This window comes from Variovorax nivicola, from assembly GCF_051216475.1.
Lineage (GTDB): Bacteria > Pseudomonadota > Gammaproteobacteria > Burkholderiales > Burkholderiaceae_C > Variovorax.
This window is the reverse complement of sequence record NZ_JBPJZK010000003.1, coordinates 58,543-73,132: the sequence shown is the minus strand read 5'-3', so window position 1 is coordinate 73,132 and position 14,590 is coordinate 58,543. Positions and strand designations below refer to the sequence as shown.

The following is a 14,590-nucleotide window of genomic DNA, read 5'->3' as shown; positions in this document are numbered from 1 at the left end:
CGCAAAAAAGGGCGGCCCCTCAATCGATCGAGTGAGACACAACCGGCGAACGGCTCCCGCCGCCGCTGCGCTCGGCTACAGTCCGAGACAACTATGAACTCACCCCAACTCCAGCGCGGCGTGTTCCTCGCCCTTCTCGCCGCCGTGACTGCCGCCTTCCTCTGGGTGCTGATGCCGTTCTTCGGCGCGGTGCTGTGGGGCGTGGCGCTGGCGATTCTTTTCACGCCGCTCTACAAGTGGCTGCTGAAGAAGATGCGCGGCAAGCCCAATGCCGCGGCTCTGTCGACGCTGGCCATATGCCTGTTCATCGTGATCCTGCCGCTAGCCATGGTGGGCGTGTCGCTGGTGCAAGAGATCGCGCTGGTCACGCAGAACATCCGCTCGGGGCAGATCAACTTCGCGGCCTACTTCCAGCAGATCCTCGATGCCTCGCCGCAATGGCTGCTGAACCTGGTGGAGCGCTTCAATCTCGGCGACATGGCAGCCTGGCAGGCGCGCATCTCGGCGGCTGCCGGGCAGGCCAGCCAGATCATCGCGAGCCAGGCGCTCGCCATCGGCCAGAACACCTTCGATTTCATCGTCAGCTTCTTCGTGATGCTGTATCTGTTGTACTTCCTGGTGCGCGACGGCGCGGCGCTGTCGAAGACGATGCGCGATGCCGTGCCGCTGGCCAAGCCGCACACGCACTACCTGCTCAACAAGTTCACCACCGTGATCCGCGCCACCGTGAAGGGCAACGTGGCGGTGGCCATTGCGCAGGGCACCATCGGCGGGCTGGCCTTCTGGTTTCTCGGCGTGCAGGGCGCGCTGCTCTGGGCGGTGCTGATGGCCTTCCTGTCGCTGCTGCCCGCGGTGGGCGCGGCGCTGATCTGGGGGCCGGTGGCCATCTATTTCCTGGCCACGGGGCATTTCTGGCAGGGCGGCGTGCTGATCTTCGTGGGCGTGTTCGTGATCGGCCTGGTCGACAACATCCTGCGCCCCGTGCTGGTGGGCAAGGACACGCAGATGCCCGACTACATCGTGCTGATGTCGACCATCGGCGGCATGGCGATTTTCGGCATCAACGGCTTCGTGATCGGGCCTGTGATCGCGGCGCTGTTCATGGCCGCATGGAGCCTGTTCGCCGATTCGGGGCACGTGGGCAACGGCCACGAGGCGGCTGAAGGCGCGGAAAGTGCCGTAGACAAGAAAAAGGGCTGAGGCAGGCAAGGGCACCGGCCCGTTCTGTCCCCGCCCGCGCGCATTTCACGCGCGCAAACCTGCGTTTCGTCACATGCCGCTGGGCACCGCGCCCAGCCTGCGAGATCGTCGGGCCTCCAACTTCCAACGAGGCCTGCCATGCAACTTCCCGCCCTCCTGTCCCGCCCGGTCGTGCGCGCCCTGTGCACTGCCGCGGCCCTCGCGCCGTTCGGTGCCCTTGCCGCCGACCTGAGCCTGAGCGTCGCAGACGGCCCCGCCGCCGAAGCCACGCTCTACGTCGCGCTGTACAACGACGCAGCCGGCTACGCCGACAGCAAGGCCGTAGCCTCGCAGACCGCGCCGATGCGCGAAGGCAAGGCCCGGCTCGTGTTCGCGGGACTGGCGCCGGGGCGCTACGCGCTGCGGGTGTTTGCCGACGAAAACGGCAACGGCAAGCTCGACACCAACCTCATGGGCATGCCGACCGAGCGCTACGGCTTCTCGAACGACGCCAAGGGCAACCGCGCCCCGCCCACCTTCGAGGCCGCGGCGATCAGCGTCGACGCCGACCTGCAGACCGTCATTCACCTGCACTGAGGAGCAAACCGCCATGGAACGACGCGAACTCCTGCGCCTGCTGGCCTCGGCCAGCGCCCTGCCCCTGCTGGCACCGCTGGCCCGCGCAGCCGGCACAGACGACTGGCAAGCCCAGTTCGAAGCCGCCAGCGCCCCCTGGAAGACCGGCTTCACCACGCCCCCGGGCGACCTGCCGCTGACCCGCGCCACGGTGCGCGGGCGCTTCCCCGATGCCGTCGCCGGCACGCTGTTCCGCATCGGCCCGGCCGGCCACGACCTGGGCGGCGAGCGCTACCACCACTGGTTCGACGGCGACGGCATGGTGCACAGCTTCGCGATCGACGGCGCCGATGTGCGGCACCAGGGCCGCTATGTCGCCACGCCCAAGCGCGTGGCCGAGGTGAAGGCCGGCCGCCACCTGTTGGAAGCCTTCGGCACCATGCCGCCGGGCGTGGAGCCGCCGACCTCGGCCGACAGCATCAACGTCGCCAACACCAGCGTGCTGCCGATGCGCGGCGAGGTGCTGGCGCTGTGGGAAGGCGGCTCGGCCACGCGCATCGATGCGCGCACGCTGGACACTCTGGGCGTGAAGACCTGGCGCGCCGACCTCGCGGGCATGCCGTTCTCGGCCCATCCAAAGGTCGACCCGGACGGCACGGTGTGGAACTTCGGCGTGAGCTCCGGCCAGGGCCTGCTGGCGCTGTACGAGATCGCGCCCGAAGGCACGCTACGGCGCGCGACCGTGGTGCCGGTGGCCGACATGCCGATGGTCCACGACTTCGCCGTGACAGAGCGGCACCTGGTGTTCCTGATGCCGCCGCTGGTCTACGACGGCAAGCGCAAAGAGGCCGGCGCGAGCTTTCTCGACGCCCACGTCTGGCGACCCGAACTCGGCATGCGCGCGCTGGTCGTCGACAAGCAGAACTGGGAAAAGCGCCAGATGCTCGCGCTGCCGGCTGGCTTCCTGTTCCACGTTGGCAATGCCTGGGAGGAAGACACGCCGCGCGGCACGCGCATTCACATCGACTACGTGCGTTCGGACAACGCCGACTCGGTGTTCACGAGCAACCGCGAAGTGATGCGTGCACGCGTTGTGAGAAGCACCCTTCCACACCTGACCGTCGCCACGCTGAATCTCGGCACTGGAGAGGCCACGCAACAGGCGCTGCCGCTGGAGGCCGAGTTCCCGCGCATCGATCCACGCCGCGTGGGCATGCGCCACCGCAACGTGGTTCATGCCACGCAGATCCGGCCCGATCTGCCGGGCTTCGGCTCGATCGCGCGCACAAACGTCGAGACCGGCCGCAGCCAACGCTTCAGCTACGGCGCGCAGACCATGGTGGAAGAACACGTGTTCGTGCCGGACGGCTCCAAGCCGGGCTGGGTGCTGGGCACGGTGCTCGACTTCGGGCGGCAGAAGACGGTGCTGTCGTGCTTCTCAGCCGACAACCTGGCTGCGGGACCGGTAGCGCAGGCCACACTGCCTTATGCGTTGCCGCTCGGCCTGCACGGCGCCTTCATGTCGGCCTGAAGAAGCTCAGGCCGCCCACCAGCCTTCGTCGAAGCGCCCCTGCAGGAAGGCCACGAAGCCCGACACCTTGCCCGGCACCAGCTTGGGCGAGGGAAAGACGGCGTGGATCTCTTGCTCGGGCAGCGCGTGGTCGCCGAGCACTTCGCGCACCTTGCCCGCGGCCAGCGAGTCGCTGGCCACGTAGCGCGGCATCAACGCAATGCCCAGCCCGTCGCGCGCCGCCGCCAGCACGGCAGAGAGGTTGTTCGAGCGGAAGCGGCCCGACACGGGCACCGTCACCGGCTCGCCCCTGGGCGTGTGCATGCGCCAGAACTCATCGCCCACCACGCTGCTGTAGATGAGCGCCACGTGCGCGCTCAGGTCTTGCGCGCGCTTGGGCGTGCCGTGCTTCTTCAGGTAGGCCGGTGACGCGACCATCGCCCACGGATTCACGCCCAGGTAGCGCGCCCCCAGCGACGAATCCGCCAGCTTGCCCATGCGGATCGCCACGTCGATGCCCTGCGCGATCAGGTCCACGTAGCGGTCTTCGAAGCTCAGGTCCAGCTGCACCTGCGGATGCCGGCGCATGTATTCCAGCGCCAGCGGCACCACCACGCGCCGCCCGAACGCCACCGAGGTGCCCACGCGCAGCAGCCCCTGCGCCTGGGTCTGCCGCAGCTGCACGATGCTGTCGGCCTCCTCGGCCTCGCGCACGATGGTCTTGCACTTCTCGTAATACAGCGCGCCCGGTTCGGTGAGGCTCACGCCGCGCGTGTTGCGGTTGAGCAGCCGCACCTTCAGCCGCTCTTCGGTGGCCGCGATCTGCTTGGTCACGGTGGGCTGCGTGGTGTTGAACTCGCGCGCCGCTTTCGAGAAGCTGCCTGTCTCGACCACGCGCACGAACATTTCCATTGCCAACAATCTGTCCATGGGCCGGATCGTAGCCAGTTATTCCGCCATGGAATAGGTTTTATGGTCCCCAGCCGTCTTCTTCGAATGCCCCCCGCTTCCTACAGTGGGACTACCTCAAGGAGACTCAAATGGCAAAGATGACAGCGGTGCAAGCCGCGGTTCTGGTGATGGAAAAAGAAGGCGTGACGCAGGCCTTCGGCGTGCCGGGCGCGGCAATCAACCCGATGTATTCGGCACTGCGCCAGCGCGGCAGCATCTCGCACATTCTTGCGCGCCACGTCGAGGGCGCCTCGCACATGGCCGAGGGCTACACCCGTGCCATTGCGGGCAACATCGGCGTGTGCATCGGCACCTCGGGCCCGGCGGGCACGGACATGATCACGGGCCTGTACTCGGCCTGGGCCGATTCGATCCCCATTCTCTGCATCACCGGCCAGGCGCCGCGCGCGCGGCTCTACAAGGAAGACTTCCAGGCGGTCGACATCGAGTCGATCTCCAAGCCCGTCACCAAGTGGTCGGTCACGGTGCGTGAGCCGGGCCAGGTGCCGCAGGTGTTCCAGCAGGCCTTCCACCTGATGCGCTCGGGCCGCCCGGGCCCGGTGCTGATCGACCTGCCTTTCGACGTGCAGATGGCGCAGATCGAGTTCGACATCGACAGCTACGAGCCGCTCAAGCCCTACAAGCCGGCCGCCACGCGCGCCCAGATCGAAAAGGCCATCGGCATGCTGAATGCGGCCGAGCGCCCGCTGATCGTGGCCGGCGGCGGCGTCATCAACGCCGATGCGGCCGACCTGCTGGTGCGCTTTGCAGAAGCCACCGGCGTGCCGGTGATTCCCACGCTGATGGGCTGGGGCGCGATTCCCGACGACCATCCGCTGATGGCCGGCATGTGCGGCCTGCAGACCAGCCACCGCTACGGCAACGCAACGATGCTGGCGAGCGACTTCGTACTCGGCATCGGCAACCGCTGGGCCAACCGCCACACGGGCTCGGTCGACGTCTACACCAAGGGCCGCACCTTCGTGCACGTCGACATCGAACCCACGCAGATCGGCCGCGTGTTCACGCCTGACTTCGGCATCGTCTCGGACGCCAAGGCCGCGCTCGAACTCTTCGTCGAAGTGGCCGAGGAAATGAAGGCTTCAGGCCGCCTGCCCGACCGCCGCGGCTGGGCCAAGCAATGCATCGAGCGCAAGAAGACGATGCTGCGCAAGACCAACTTCGACGACGTGCCGATGAAGCCGCAGCGCGTGTACCAGTGCATGAACAACAACTTCAGCAACGACACCTGCTACGTGAGCACCATCGGGCTCTCGCAGATCGCGGCCGCGCAGTTTTTGCACGTGTACAACCCGCGCCACTGGATCAACTGCGGCCAGGCCGGCCCGCTGGGCTGGACCATTCCCGCCGCGCTGGGCGTGCGCGCCGCCGACCCGACGCGCAAGATCGTCGCGCTCTCGGGCGACTACGACTTCCAGTTCATGATCGAAGAGTTGGCCGTGGGCGCGCAGTTCAAGCTGCCGTACATCCACATCGTGGTCAACAACTCCTACCTCGGCCTGATCCGCCAGGCACAGCGCGGCTTCGAGATGGACTACTGCGTGCAGCTCGCCTTCGACAACATCAACGCGGGCCCCGACGCAGGCATCGAGAGCAGCTACGGCGTGGACCATCTGAAAGTGGTCGAGGGCCTGGGTTGCAAGGCGATCCGCGTGAACAAGCAGGAAGAGATCGCACCGGCCATCCGCCGCGCCGAAGCGCTGATGTCGGAGTTCAGCGTGCCGGTGGTGATCGAAGTGATGCTCGAGCGCGTGACCAACATCGCGATGGGCACCGAGATCGACAACATCACCGAGTTCGAGCCGCTGGCCGAGACCATCGCCGATGCGCCGACCGCTGTTGCGGCCATGCTGGATTGAGACTGCAAGAAAGAAAAACGACATGCCCAAGTTCGCAGCCAATCTCACGATGCTCTTCACCGAGCTGCCCTTCATGCAGCGCTTCGAGGCCGCCGCCAAGGCGGGCTTCAAGGGGGTCGAATATCTATTCCCCTACCCCTTCGAGAAGAAGGAACTTGCCGCCGCCCTGCGCGACAACGGCCTGCAGCAGGTACTGCACAACCTGCCGGCCGGCGACTGGGACAAGGGCGAGCGCGGCATTGCCTGCCACCCCGACCGCACGGGCGAGTTCGCCGAAGGCATCGGCGTGGCGATCGACTACGCAACGGCGCTCGGCTGCCCGCAGGTCAACTGCCTCGTCGGCAAGGTGCCTGCCGGCGTGAGCAGGGAGCTTGCGCACAAGACGGTGGTGGACAACCTTCGCCTTGCCGCGCGCGAACTCGAAGCGGCGGGCCTGCGCCTGCTGATCGAGCCCATCAACACCTTCGACATTCCGGGCTTCTTTCTCACGCGCACCGAGCAGGCGCTGGTGCTGATCGAAGAGGTCGGCTCGGCCAACCTGCGCGTGCAGTACGACATCTATCACGCGCAGCGCATGGAAGGCGAGCTGGGCAACACGCTCACGAAGCACCTCGCGCAGATAGGCCACATCCAGCTGGCCGACAACCCGGGCCGCGGCGAGCCGGGCACGGGCGAGATCAACTACCCGTGGCTTTTCAGGCACATCGATTCGATCGGCTACGACGGCTGGATCGGCTGCGAATACAAGCCTCGCGCCACCACCGTGGAAGGCCTCGGCTGGCGCCAGGCGCTCACGCAGAAGCAATGAACATCGCGAATCTCGCGAACATCGGATAAGGAAACCAGAGACATGACGACCCAACAAAAAATCGGATTCATCGGCCTCGGCATCATGGGCGCGCCCATGGCGGGCCACCTGCTCGACGCAGGCCACCAGCTCTTCGTGAACACGCAGGGCAACACGCCCGAGCCTTTCATCTCGAAGGCCACTATCTGCGCCTCGGCCGCCGAGGTGGCGCGCCAGGCCGACATCATCTTCATCATGGTGCCGGACACGCCCGACGTCGAGAAGGTGCTGTTCGGCGAGCCGGGCACGCAGGGCGTGGCCGAAGGCCTGAAGGATTCGCGCGGCAAGATCGTAGTGGACTGCAGCTCCATCGACCCGATTGCCACCAAGGGCTTTGCCAAGCGCATCATCGCGCTCGGCGCCGGCTACATCGATGCGCCGGTCTCCGGCGGCGAAGTGGGTGCCAAGGCTGCCAGCCTCACGATCATGTGCGGCGGCGACGAAGGCACCTTCGAGCGCGTGAAGCCGCTGCTCGACAAGATGGGCAAGAACGTGACGTTGGTGGGCGGCGCGGGCGACGGCCAAGTCTGCAAGGTGGCCAACCAGATCATCGTGGCGCTAAACATCGCGGCCGTGGGCGAGGCGCTGGTGTTCGCATCAAAGGCCGGCGCCGATCCGGCCAAGGTGCGCCAGGCGCTGATGGGCGGCTTTGCCAGCTCGCGCATTCTCGAAGTGCATGGCGAGCGGATGATCAAGCGCACCTTCGCGCCGGGCTTCCGCATCGCGCTGCACCAGAAGGATTTGAACCTCGCGATGCAGAGTGCACGCTCGCTGGGCGTGGCGCTGCCGCAGACGGCTGGGGCGGCGCAGCTGATGAATGCCTGCGCGGCGCTGGGCTACGGTCAGCTGGACCACTCGGCGCTGGTGCGGGCTTTGGAAGCGCTCGCCCAGCACACCGTCACTCCCGACTGAGGCTCAGGTTTTCGCAGCAGCCTCGAGAGACTCTTTGAGGTTGCGCCGGCGCCATGCCCAGGTCTTGATGGCCTGCGGCAGGATGCCCAGGCACGACGCGTAGTACGTCACCTTGAAACCCCAGAAGCGCGGGCCGATGGGAGTGTTCCGGAACAGGTCGCCGGCCAGGATGGACAGCAGCGCCTCCTGCATCCGCCAGATGTTGCGCGGGTTCATGAACAGCCGGCGGATGGCCGGCGAGGTGATGCGGTAGATGAACCACGAGAACATCTGTGGCCCGCGCTTCATCACCTTCTCGTAGTGGCGGAAGGCCTTTTCGGCTTCCTTCGCCTCGCCCTTGAGCCAGTGGTCGGCCGCGGTGGCGGCCTCGAAGCCGCTGTTCATCGCCAGGTACACGCCCGACGAAAACATCGGGTCGACGAAGGCATAGGCATCGCCCACCATCATGAAGCGGTCGCCTCGGCAGAACGCGGAGTCGTAGGCGTAGTTGCCGGTGGAGGTGGCGCCTTCCATCAGCGTGGCGTTCTTCAGGCGCGCAGCCAGCTTGGGCGCGAGCGCGATGGTTTCCATCAGGAACTCTTCGAGCGTGCCCTTGCGGTTCTTGAAGTACGCAGGCGACGCCACCGCGCCGACGCTCACGGTGCCGTCCTTCAGCGGGATGTACCAGAACCAGCCGTGGTCGAACCAGAACAGCGTGATGTTGCCCTCGAAGCGGCCCGGCCGGCGCTCGGCGTTGGCGAAGTGGCCGAACAGCGCGGCGCTGGCGTGCTTGCGGTTGCGACGCTTGGCATCGAACTGGTTCGACAGCAGGGTGTCGCGCCCGCTCGCGTCGATCACGAAGCGCGGGCGCCAGGTGGTCTCGGCGCCGTCGTCGGCCTTGACCTTCACCAGCGGGCGGTTGTCTGGCGTGCCCTTGCCGGCCTCCATGTCCACGCCTGTGACGCGCTGGCCCTCGAAGGTGCGCGCGCCGCGCGTGCCGGCATGGCGGAACAGCAGTTCGTCGAACTCCGAGCGGCGCACGTGCACCGCGTACGGAAAGCTCTTGTCCATGGCCTCGGCGAAGTGAAAGTGGCTGGTGTGGTCATGCCAGGGCGAGACGAACTCGGCGCCGTGCTTGCGGATGCCGATGGCCTCGACCTCGGTGCGCACGCCCAGCCGGTCGAACAGCGGCATGTTCATCGGCAGCAGCGACTCGCCGATATGAAAGCGCGGATGCTGCGCCTTCTCGATCAGCACCACGTCGTGCCCCTTGTCCGCGAGCAACGCGGCCACCGTGGAGCCCGAAGGGCCGCCGCCGATGACCACGACATCGGGGTCGCTGCTGGTGAAAGGTCCGGATGTCATGCGCTGTTGCCCCTCATTGGTTTTGTCGTTGTTGGAGATACCCCGGCCAATACCCTGTTAACCGTAGGTAACGATCTGCAGTTTAGCGAACCGGCCAGCCCGTCTTATCAAGCTAAAGATATAGATCCAGGCGTTTTCGGCATTCACCCTGTAAGAAGGGGTCACGCTTTTGCGGTAGCCTCATTGCCCGTCAGAAACAAGGAGACTTTCATGGCTGCACCCCTTTCCCCCGCAGAAGAAGCACTTCGCGAGGCAGCGCGCGAATACCACCGCTCGCCCGTCAAGGGCAAGATCTCGATCACCCCGACCAAGCCCCTGCTGAACCAGCGCGACCTGTCGCTGGCCTATTCGCCGGGCGTGGCGTATCCCTGTCTCGACATCGCCGCGGACCCGGCCACGGCCAACGAATACACCGCGCGCGGCAATCTCGTGGGCGTCATCACCAACGGCACGGCCGTGCTCGGCCTGGGCGACATCGGCCCACTGGCCGCCAAGCCGGTGATGGAAGGCAAGGGCTGCCTGTTCAAGAAATTCGCCGGCATCGACGTGTTCGACATCGAGCTGGCCGAGCGCGACCCCGACAAGCTGGTCGACATCATCGCGGCGCTGGAGCCCACGCTGGGCGGCATCAACCTCGAAGACATCAAGGCGCCCGAGTGCTTCTACATCGAGAAGAAGCTGCGCGAGCGCATGAACATTCCGGTGTTCCACGACGACCAGCACGGCACGGCCATCATCTCGGCCGCCGCGCTGCTCAACGGCCTGGAACTGGTCGGCAAGAAGATCGAAGACGTGAAGATCGCCGTCTCGGGCGCCGGCGCCGCCGCCATTGCCTGCCTCGACGTGATGGTGGGCCTGGGCGCCAAGCCCGCCAACATCCATGCCTGCGACTCCAAGGGCCTGATCTACATGGGCCGTGCGGGCGGCTTCGACGAATCCAAGGCACGCTACGCCCAGAAAGACACCGGCGCCCGCACCCTGGCCGACGTGGTGAAGGACGCCGATGTGTTCCTGGGCTGCTCGGCCCCGGGCGTGATGACGGCCGACATGGTCAAGACCATGGGCACGCAGCCCATCATCCTGGCGCTGGCCAACCCCGAGCCTGAAATCCGCCCCGAGCTGGCCAAGGCCGTGCGGCCGGACTGCATCATTGCCACGGGCCGTTCGGACTACCCGAACCAGGTCAACAACGTGCTGTGCTTCCCGTACATCTTCCGTGGCGCGCTCGACTGCGGTGCCAGCAAGATCACGGAAGAAATGAAGCTGGCCTGCGTGCGCGAGATCGCCGACCTGACCAAGGCCGACATCAGTGAAGAGGTGGCAACCGCCTACGCCGGCCAGGAGCTGGCCTTCGGCCCCGACTACATCATTCCCAAGCCCTTCGACTCGCGCCTGATCCTGCGCATTGCGCCGGCCGTGGCCAAGGCCGCCGCCGCTTCGGGCGTGGCCTCGCGCCCCATCGAAGACATGGACGCCTATCGCCAGCACCTGACGCGCTTCGTCTACCAGACCGGCATGTTCATGCGCCCGGTGTTCAGCGCGGCCAAGATCGCCACCGCCAAGCGCGTGGCGTATGCCGAGGGCGAAGACGAGCGCGTGCTGCGCGCCGCCCAGTGGGCCGTGGACGAAGGCCTGGCCAGGCCCATCCTGGTGGGCCGCCCCGCCGTGATCGAGGCGCGCATCAAGAAGGCCGGCCTGCACATCCGCACGGGCACCGACTTCGAGATCGTCAACCCCGAGGACGATCCGCGCTTTCGCATCTACTGGGAGAGCTTCCACAAGATCATGGGCCGCCGCGGCGTGACGCCGGAGGCCGCCAAGACCATGGTGCGCCGCTCGAACACCACCATTGCCGCGCTGATGCTGCACCTGGGCGACGCCGACGCCATGATCTGCGGCCTGGTCGGGCGCTTCGACGTGCACCTGGAGCACATCCGCAACCTGATCGGCCTGAAGCGCGGCGCGCCGGGCTTCGCGACGCTGAACGCGCTCACGCTCGACAAGCGCACGGTGTTCATCACCGACACCAACGTGAACGAAGACCCGAGCGCCGAGCTGCTGGCAAGCATCGCACTGATGGCCGCCGAGGAAGTGCGCCGCTTCGGCCTGCCGCCAAAGGTGGCCTTCCTGTCGCACTCGAACTACGGCACCTCCAGCCGCGGCTCGGCCCGCAAGATGCGGCTGGCGCGCGACCTGTTCGCGCAGATGGCGCCCGACATCGAATGCGACGGCGAAATGCACGGCGACGCGGCACTGTCTGAAGAAATCCGCCGCACCGCCCTGCCCGAAACCACGCTGAGCGGCGAAGCCAACCTGCTGGTGTGCCCGAACCTCGACTCGGCGCACATCCTCTACAACGTGCTGAAGATGACCGGTGCCAACGGCATCACGGTCGGCCCGGTGCTGCTGGGCGCCGCGAGCTCGGCGCACGTGCTCACGCCTTCGTCGACGGTGCGCCGCATCATCAACATGACGGCGCTGGCGGTGGCGAAGGTCACGGTCGACAAGTAAGAGCCTTCAGCTGGTGGGTGTTTTTGCCCGCCTTCGGTGCCAAAAACGCGGCCTCGCCGCGTTTTTGCATTTGCGGGGTGCAAAGGCGCACCGTCTCGATCCACTGGAAGGGTTCGCACCAATCGCGTGCGGGCACCGTTTTTGCTTGAATGCCGAAGCATTCACCCTTCCCCTAACGGATCGATCTCCGCATGAACAAGCGCCAACTGCTCCAGTCCTTCCTCGCCGCCTCGGCCATCTGCTTCGGCCTCACACCGGCCCTTGCACAGAGCCCGACGCCGATCAAGTTCCAGCTCGACTGGCGCTTCGAAGGACCGGCCGCCCTGTTCCTGCACCCCGCCGCCAAGGGTTACTTCAAGGCGGCCGGGCTCGACGTGACCATCGACGCGGGCAACGGCTCGGGCGGCACCGTCACGCGCGTGGCCTCGGGCGCCTACGACATGGGCTTTGCCGACCTCGCGGCGCTGATGGAGTTCCACGCCAACAACCCCGACAGCCCCAACAAGCCGGTCGCGGTGATGATGGTCTACAACAACACGCCGGCCTCGGTCATGGCGCTCAAGAAGAGCGGCATCACCAAGCCGGCCGACCTCGCCGGCAAGAAGCTGGGCGCGCCGGTGTTCGACGCGGGCCGCCGTGCGTTCCCGATCTTCGCCAAGGCCAACAACATCGGCGCCGTCAACTGGACCGCCATGGACCCGACGCTGCGCGAAACCATGCTGATGCGCGGCGACATCGACGCCATCACCGGCTTTACCTTCACCTCGCTGCTCAACCTCGAGGCGCGTGGCGCCAAGACGGCCGACGTGGTGGTGCTGCCCTACCCCGACTACGGCGTGAAGCTGTACGGCAACGTCATCATCGCCTCGCCCAAGCTCATCAAGGAGAACCCGGCGGCGGTGAAGAAATTCCTCTCGGCCTTTGCCAAGGGCGCGAAGGAAGTCATCGCCAACCCGGCCGTGGCCATCGAATCGGTGAAGGCGCGCGACGGCATCATCGACAGCAAGCTCGAAACCCGCCGCCTGCAGCTGGCCATCGACACCGTCATCAACAGCCCTGACGCGCGCGCCGAAGGCTTCGGTGCGGTCAACGCGGGCCGCATGTCGCTGATGGCCTCGCAGGTGTCGGATGCGTTCAACACCAAGACGCGCGTGAGCCCCGACGCGGTGTGGACCGCCTCGCTGCTGCCGCCCGCCGCTGAACTGAACATCCTGCGCAAGTGATGGCGGACAACGCATCGCAACAGCAAGACGCGACCGCCCCCTTCGTCGATTTCCAGGACGTCTGGCTCGCCTACAACGAGGAGCTGCTGCGCGCCAACCACTTCGCGGTCGAAGCCATCGACCTGAAAGTGAAGCGCGGCGAATTCATCGCCATCGTCGGCCCCTCGGGCTGCGGCAAGTCGACCTTCATGAAGCTCACCACCGGGCTGAAGATGCCGTCGATGGGCCGGATCCGCATCGACGGCCAGCCCGTGACCGGGCCGCTCAAGATCTCGGGCATGGCCTTCCAGGCACCGTCGCTGCTGCCGTGGCGCACCACGGTCGACAACGTGCTGCTGCCGCTGGAAATCGTCGAGCCCTACCGCTCGAACTTCAAGGCCAAGCGCAAGGAGTACGTCGAGCGCGCGCGCAAGCTGCTGCAGAAGGTGGGCCTCGCGGGCTATGAAGACAAGTTCCCGTGGCAGCTCTCGGGCGGCATGCAGCAGCGCGCGAGCATCTGCCGCGCGCTCATCCACGAGCCCAAGATGCTGCTGCTCGACGAGCCCTTCGGCGCGCTCGATGCATTCACGCGCGAAGAGCTGTGGTGCATCCTGCGCGACCTCTGGACCGAGCAGCAGTTCAACGTGATCCTGGTGACGCACGACCTGCGCGAATCGGTGTTCCTCGCCGACACGGTGTACGTGATGAGCAAGAGCCCGGGGCGCTTCGTGGTCAAGCGCGAGATCGATCTGCCGCGTCCGCGCGAACTCGAGCTCACCTACACGAAGGAGTTCACCGACATCGTGCTGGAGCTGCGCGGGCACATCGGCGCCATCCGAAACACCGGCATCAGCGCGGCGCAGACGGCCGCGGCCGTGTCTCACTGAGCGGGCGCACCATGAAGAACACCAAGCAAATCGAACGCTGGTCGCCATGGCTGCTGCTGGTCGCGGTGCTCATCCTGTGGCAGGTTATCTGCGCGGGCTTCGAGGTTTCGGACTTCATCTTCCCAAGCCCTTGGCGCATCTGGACGCAGTTCTGGGAATACAAGGAAATCATCGCGGGCCACGCGTGGCGCACCTTCTGGGTCACGATGGCCGGCTTTGGCCTGGCAATCGTGGTGGGCGTGCTGCTGGGCTTCGTGATCGGCAGCTCGCGCATCGCGTACGCAGCCATCTACCCGCTGATGACCGCCTTCAACGCCCTGCCCAAGGCGGCCTTCGTGCCTATCCTGGTGGTGTGGTTCGGCATCGGCGTGGGGCCGGCGATTCTCACGGCCTTTTTGATCAGCTTCTTCCCGATCATGGTCAACATCGCGACCGGGTTGGCCACGCTCGAACCCGAGCTCGAAGACGTGCTGCGGGTGCTCGGCGCCAAGCGCTGGGACGTGCTCATGAAGATCGGCCTGCCGCGCTCCATGCCCTACTTCTTCGGCTCGCTGAAGGTGGCGATCACGCTGGCCTTCGTCGGCACCACGGTGAGCGAGATGACGGCCGCCAACGAAGGCATCGGCTATTTGCTGATCTCGGCCGGCTCGGCCATGCAGATGGGCCTGGCCTTCGCGGGCCTGATGGTGGTGGGCGCAATGGCCATGCTGATGTATGAGCTCTTCAGCGTGATCGAGAAGCACACCACGGGCTGGGCGCATCGCGGGTCGCAGAATCAGTAGGCTTCGAAG

Annotated in this window: 12 protein-coding genes; 10 read left to right on the top strand and 2 right to left on the bottom strand. The window is 66.2% G+C overall.

The genetic code is table 11. The annotated features are described in order from the left end of the window. Positions 1 to 93 precede the first annotated feature (93 nt). The 3 genes from ACSFBF_RS13110 (at position 94) to ACSFBF_RS13100 (ending at position 3,286) form a co-directional block, all read left to right on the top strand. Positions 94 to 1,200 carry an AI-2E family transporter gene (locus ACSFBF_RS13110; protein WP_435467547.1) on the top strand — a complete coding sequence of 369 codons (1,107 nt, stop codon included), beginning with the start codon at positions 94 to 96 and terminating at the stop codon, positions 1,198 to 1,200. 138 nt (positions 1,201 to 1,338) lie between these two features. Continuing rightward, positions 1,339 to 1,776, top strand: a complete 438-nt coding sequence (locus ACSFBF_RS13105) for a DUF2141 domain-containing protein (protein ID WP_435467545.1) — start codon at positions 1,339 to 1,341, stop codon at positions 1,774 to 1,776. 13 nt (positions 1,777 to 1,789) lie between these two features. Continuing rightward, the gene (locus ACSFBF_RS13100; RefSeq protein WP_435467543.1) at positions 1,790 to 3,286 is read left to right on the top strand and encodes a carotenoid oxygenase family protein; all 1,497 of its coding nucleotides are present in this window, start codon (positions 1,790 to 1,792) and stop codon (positions 3,284 to 3,286) included. A gap of 6 nt (positions 3,287 to 3,292) precedes the next feature. Here the strand turns inward: ACSFBF_RS13100 and ACSFBF_RS13095 are convergent, their stop codons facing one another. After that, on the bottom strand, positions 3,293 to 4,195 hold the full coding sequence (locus ACSFBF_RS13095; RefSeq protein WP_125947051.1) for a LysR family transcriptional regulator: 903 nt from the start codon (positions 4,193 to 4,195) through the stop codon (positions 3,293 to 3,295). Between the two features lie 110 nt (positions 4,196 to 4,305). Here ACSFBF_RS13095 and gcl point away from each other — a divergent pair, with 110 nt between their 5' ends. The 3 genes from gcl to ACSFBF_RS13080 are packed head-to-tail and all read left to right on the top strand — an operon-like array spanning position 4,306 to position 7,855. After that, positions 4,306 to 6,096: a glyoxylate carboligase gene (gene gcl, locus ACSFBF_RS13090; protein WP_435461264.1), complete on the top strand. Its 1,791-nt coding sequence runs from the start codon at positions 4,306 to 4,308 to the stop codon at positions 6,094 to 6,096. Positions 6,097 to 6,118: 22 nt separating this feature from the next. Then, a complete protein-coding gene (hyi, locus tag ACSFBF_RS13085; protein WP_435467540.1) occupies positions 6,119 to 6,904 on the top strand; it encodes a hydroxypyruvate isomerase in 786 nt (261 codons plus the stop codon). Between the two features lie 42 nt (positions 6,905 to 6,946). Then, the gene (locus ACSFBF_RS13080) at positions 6,947 to 7,855 is read left to right on the top strand and encodes a 2-hydroxy-3-oxopropionate reductase (protein ID WP_093058145.1); all 909 of its coding nucleotides are present in this window, start codon (positions 6,947 to 6,949) and stop codon (positions 7,853 to 7,855) included. 3 nt (positions 7,856 to 7,858) lie between these two features. Here ACSFBF_RS13080 and ACSFBF_RS13075 read toward each other — a convergent pair whose 3' ends face one another. Beyond that, entirely contained in the window at positions 7,859 to 9,199 is a 1,341-nt protein-coding gene (locus ACSFBF_RS13075) for an NAD(P)/FAD-dependent oxidoreductase (RefSeq protein ID WP_435467538.1), read from the bottom strand. A gap of 210 nt (positions 9,200 to 9,409) precedes the next feature. On the opposite strand from ACSFBF_RS13075, the gene ACSFBF_RS13070 reads away from it, so the two are divergent. The 4 genes from ACSFBF_RS13070 to ACSFBF_RS13055 all read left to right on the top strand — a co-directional run bounded on the left by ACSFBF_RS13070 (position 9,410) and on the right by ACSFBF_RS13055 (position 14,581). After that, on the top strand, positions 9,410 to 11,710 hold the full coding sequence (locus tag ACSFBF_RS13070; RefSeq protein WP_435467536.1) for an NADP-dependent malic enzyme: 2,301 nt from the start codon (positions 9,410 to 9,412) through the stop codon (positions 11,708 to 11,710). A gap of 191 nt (positions 11,711 to 11,901) precedes the next feature. Beyond that, the gene (locus ACSFBF_RS13065; protein WP_093058142.1) at positions 11,902 to 12,933 is read left to right on the top strand and encodes an ABC transporter substrate-binding protein; all 1,032 of its coding nucleotides are present in this window, start codon (positions 11,902 to 11,904) and stop codon (positions 12,931 to 12,933) included. Next, positions 12,933 to 13,799, top strand: coding sequence for an ABC transporter ATP-binding protein (locus tag ACSFBF_RS13060; protein ID WP_435467533.1), 867 nt, complete (start codon positions 12,933 to 12,935; stop codon positions 13,797 to 13,799). The genes ACSFBF_RS13065 and ACSFBF_RS13060 overlap by 1 nt, the downstream gene beginning before the upstream one ends. Positions 13,800 to 13,810: 11 nt before the next feature. After that, positions 13,811 to 14,581 (top strand): ABC transporter permease, encoded by a 771-nt coding sequence (locus ACSFBF_RS13055; protein ID WP_093058140.1) that lies wholly within the window; start codon positions 13,811 to 13,813, stop codon positions 14,579 to 14,581. Positions 14,582 to 14,590: the final 9 nt, after the last annotated feature.

Excerpts from the sequence above, each read along its gene's own strand:
- ACSFBF_RS13110 (WP_435467547.1), top strand. The coding sequence starts at position 94 with ATGAACTCACCCCAACTCCAGCGCGGCGTGTTCCTCGCCCTTCTCGCC.
- ACSFBF_RS13105 (WP_435467545.1), top strand. The coding sequence starts at position 1,339 with ATGCAACTTCCCGCCCTCCTGTCCCGCCCGGTCGTGCGCGCCCTGTGC.
- ACSFBF_RS13100 (WP_435467543.1), top strand. The coding sequence starts at position 1,790 with ATGGAACGACGCGAACTCCTGCGCCTGCTGGCCTCGGCCAGCGCCCTG.
- ACSFBF_RS13095 (WP_125947051.1), bottom strand. The coding sequence starts at position 4,195 with ATGGACAGATTGTTGGCAATGGAAATGTTCGTGCGCGTGGTCGAGACA.
- gcl (WP_435461264.1), top strand. The coding sequence starts at position 4,306 with ATGGCAAAGATGACAGCGGTGCAAGCCGCGGTTCTGGTGATGGAAAAA.
- hyi (WP_435467540.1), top strand. The coding sequence starts at position 6,119 with ATGCCCAAGTTCGCAGCCAATCTCACGATGCTCTTCACCGAGCTGCCC.
- ACSFBF_RS13080 (WP_093058145.1), top strand. The coding sequence starts at position 6,947 with ATGACGACCCAACAAAAAATCGGATTCATCGGCCTCGGCATCATGGGC.
- ACSFBF_RS13075 (WP_435467538.1), bottom strand. The coding sequence starts at position 9,199 with ATGACATCCGGACCTTTCACCAGCAGCGACCCCGATGTCGTGGTCATC.
- ACSFBF_RS13070 (WP_435467536.1), top strand. The coding sequence starts at position 9,410 with ATGGCTGCACCCCTTTCCCCCGCAGAAGAAGCACTTCGCGAGGCAGCG.
- ACSFBF_RS13065 (WP_093058142.1), top strand. The coding sequence starts at position 11,902 with ATGAACAAGCGCCAACTGCTCCAGTCCTTCCTCGCCGCCTCGGCCATC.
- ACSFBF_RS13060 (WP_435467533.1), top strand. The coding sequence starts at position 12,933 with ATGGCGGACAACGCATCGCAACAGCAAGACGCGACCGCCCCCTTCGTC.
- ACSFBF_RS13055 (WP_093058140.1), top strand. The coding sequence starts at position 13,811 with ATGAAGAACACCAAGCAAATCGAACGCTGGTCGCCATGGCTGCTGCTG.